This is a genomic window from Dehalobacter sp. (assembly GCA_023667845.1).
Taxonomy (GTDB): Bacteria; Bacillota; Desulfitobacteriia; order Desulfitobacteriales; family Syntrophobotulaceae; genus Dehalobacter.
In genome coordinates, this window is record JAMPIU010000173.1 from 1 (window position 1) to 2,623 (window position 2,623).

Genomic DNA, 2,623 nt, shown 5'->3' on the forward strand with positions numbered 1-2,623 from the left:
GCGGTACTTGGCGGCGGCAACGTGGCCATGGACGCAGCCAGAACAGCGCTTCGTCTCGGCGCCAAAGACGTTTACATCGTTTATCGCCGTTCCATGACCGAACTGCCGGCGCGTGTTGAGGAAGTGCATCACGCTGAGGAAGAAGGCATTCAGTTTAAGATATTGACCAATCCGATTGCGATCAATGGTGACGAAAACGGTAATGTCAAGAGCATGACCTGTCTGAAATATGAGCTGGGTGAGCCGGATGCATCCGGACGCCGCCGTCCGGTAGCGATTGAAGGTTCCGAGTTTGAGCTGCCGGTGCAGACCGTCGTAGTCTCGATCGGCCAGGGACCGAATCCGCTCGTGACCACCACGACAGCAGGTTTGGAACTGAACAAGTGGGGGAACATCGTTGCCGATGAGACGACCATGGCGACCTCGATTCCGGGTGTGTATGCCGGCGGAGACATCGTGACCGGCGCAGCCACTGTCATTCTCGCAATGGGGGCTGGAAAAACGGCTGCAGCTTCGATCGACGCGTATTTAATGACAACTAGTTGACTGTAACACAACTTAGCCCTAAATAAAAGACGTCAATGTTAATGTGCACCCCAAATGTTGGACAAAAAATCAACATTTGGAGGTGCACTTTTCTATGGCAAAATATTCTTATAAACAACGTCTGGAAGCAGTAATGAAAGTAACCGAAAAACACATGTCATGTAAAGCTGTTGGGAGATTACTCGGATGCGGAGATACACATGTACGACGCTGGGTAAAACGGTATGAAAACTTTGGAGTTGAGGGGTTAATACGAAAACCCAGAATTTCACCTATGACCATGAGAACGATGAATATATTGCTTAGCACCATCCGAAAAATTGTAAAAAAATTTTAAAACTATCACGCAAAGTACTTGTATACTCATGTGATTTGTGATATATTGTACATGTCGGACGGTGGTATGACCACCTGATAAGTTACAATAGGATGAACGAGAATTTTATTTAATTTGGTGTCCAAAAAATTATTATAGAAAATGACCGGTACGTGTTCAGCCGGTCATTTTTCATTAATGTTTGACTTATGCCTGATTAGAGAGTATATTTTTTATAGGCTTCGAAAGACTTTTGAAACATTAGAGTCTTTTTTCAGTGAAACGAAGGCGGCTGCCAACGGCTTGGCATCAGCCAAATTTTCTAAATGAAAGCAGGTGAGAAAACTGGACGGTGACGGTTCCTACGGAGGAATAGAAATCTGCAATAGTATAAAGCAGGAAAAAGTCTTAGTTTTCTTACGATTTTTTGAAGATTGAAAATAGTTCTGTCATCAAGCAGATAGCTTTTTTCATTCGGATTCTGAGACTTTCTTCCTGCGGAAAACGGGGGGGAAGCTGTGCTCAGAATCTATAAAAATGATGGAATTAATTACCAGGAACATGACCTGAACAGCCTGACGCGAAATGCCTGGGTCAACCTTGTTAATCCTGCGCCAGATGAACTTGTTCTGATTGCGGAAAAAACCAATTGCCCGCTTGATTTTCTTAAAGCGGCGCTTGATGAAGAAGAACGTCCGCGTATTGAAATTGAGGATGATTCTGCGCTTATTCTTATTAATATACCGGTCATGTTAAGTGAGACGAGCTATGATACGTTGCCTTTGGGTATCGTTATAACGCCCGAAAACATTATCACGGTATGTCTCGAAAATAACCCCGTTGTTCTCGAATTTAATGAGTATAACCGGCGGTCTTTCAATACGGCCAAGCGAACAAGGTTTTTGTTTCAGATCCTCTATAAGTCCGCGACGTATTATTTAAGATATCTACGCCAAATCAGCAGGTTAAGTGAACAAATTGAAGTGGATCTGCGCAGAACCATGAAAAACAAACAACTATTCGAACTGATGGATCTCCAGCAGGGTTTAACGTACTTTACTTCTTCTCTTCGTTCCAATGGCATTGTTATGGATCGGCTGCTGCGTATCCGCTCGAATAATCAGTGCCGGCATCTCATTCAGATTCATGAAGAAGATGAAGATTTGCTGGAAGATGTCATCATTGAAAATAATCAGGCTGTTCAGATGGTTGAGATGTACAGCAGGATCCTTACAAATCTGACAGATACGTTTGCATCCATTATTTCGAACAACTTGAATATGGTCATGAAATTTTTAACGTCGATGACGATTATTTTAGCGATTCCGACGATGATCGCAAGTTTCTGGGGGATGAATGTCAATGTCCCTTTCCGCGATTCGAATCCATATGGGTTTGGCTTCGTCGTGGCGATTGCTGCGCTGGTTACGGGAACTGCAGTATATATCCTGATTCGAAGGAAGATATTATAAGAAAAGATATTCAGTCTAAGATGGCGCTTCATTTGAGGCGCTTTTCCTATTACTTTATATACTCAAAATCAACGCCATGTAGTCTATCCGCGCCCAAGCGGAGCACGATGCGGAGTGCGGCTTTTTGACGGCCACGGATGGCCTAATGTCGCGGTGCCATGGATGGCAAGGAGCGACGCGCCAAGGAGGGCGCAATAGCCGAAGAGCGGTTAGGGTACATGGCGTAAACCCAAAATGATAAGAAAATACCGCTAATAGTTTTGTGAGCTATTAGCAGTATACGAATACA

At 44.1% G+C, this 2,623-nt stretch carries 3 protein-coding genes; all 3 read left to right on the plus strand.

Going from position 1 to position 2,623, the window contains the following annotated elements; translation table 11 throughout:
- A partial coding sequence (locus NC238_14710) for an FAD-dependent oxidoreductase (protein ID MCM1567158.1) occupies positions 1–546 on the plus strand: 546 nt, incomplete at its 5' end.
- Positions 547–640: 94 nt separating this feature from the next.
- The gene (locus tag NC238_14715; protein MCM1567159.1) at positions 641–883 is read left to right on the plus strand and encodes a helix-turn-helix domain containing protein; all 243 of its coding nucleotides are present in this window, start codon (positions 641–643) and stop codon (positions 881–883) included.
- A gap of 497 nt (positions 884–1,380) precedes the next feature.
- A complete protein-coding gene (locus NC238_14720) occupies positions 1,381–2,334 on the plus strand; it encodes a magnesium transporter CorA family protein (protein ID MCM1567160.1) in 954 nt (317 codons plus the stop codon).
- The last annotated feature ends 289 nt before the right edge of the window (positions 2,335–2,623 follow it).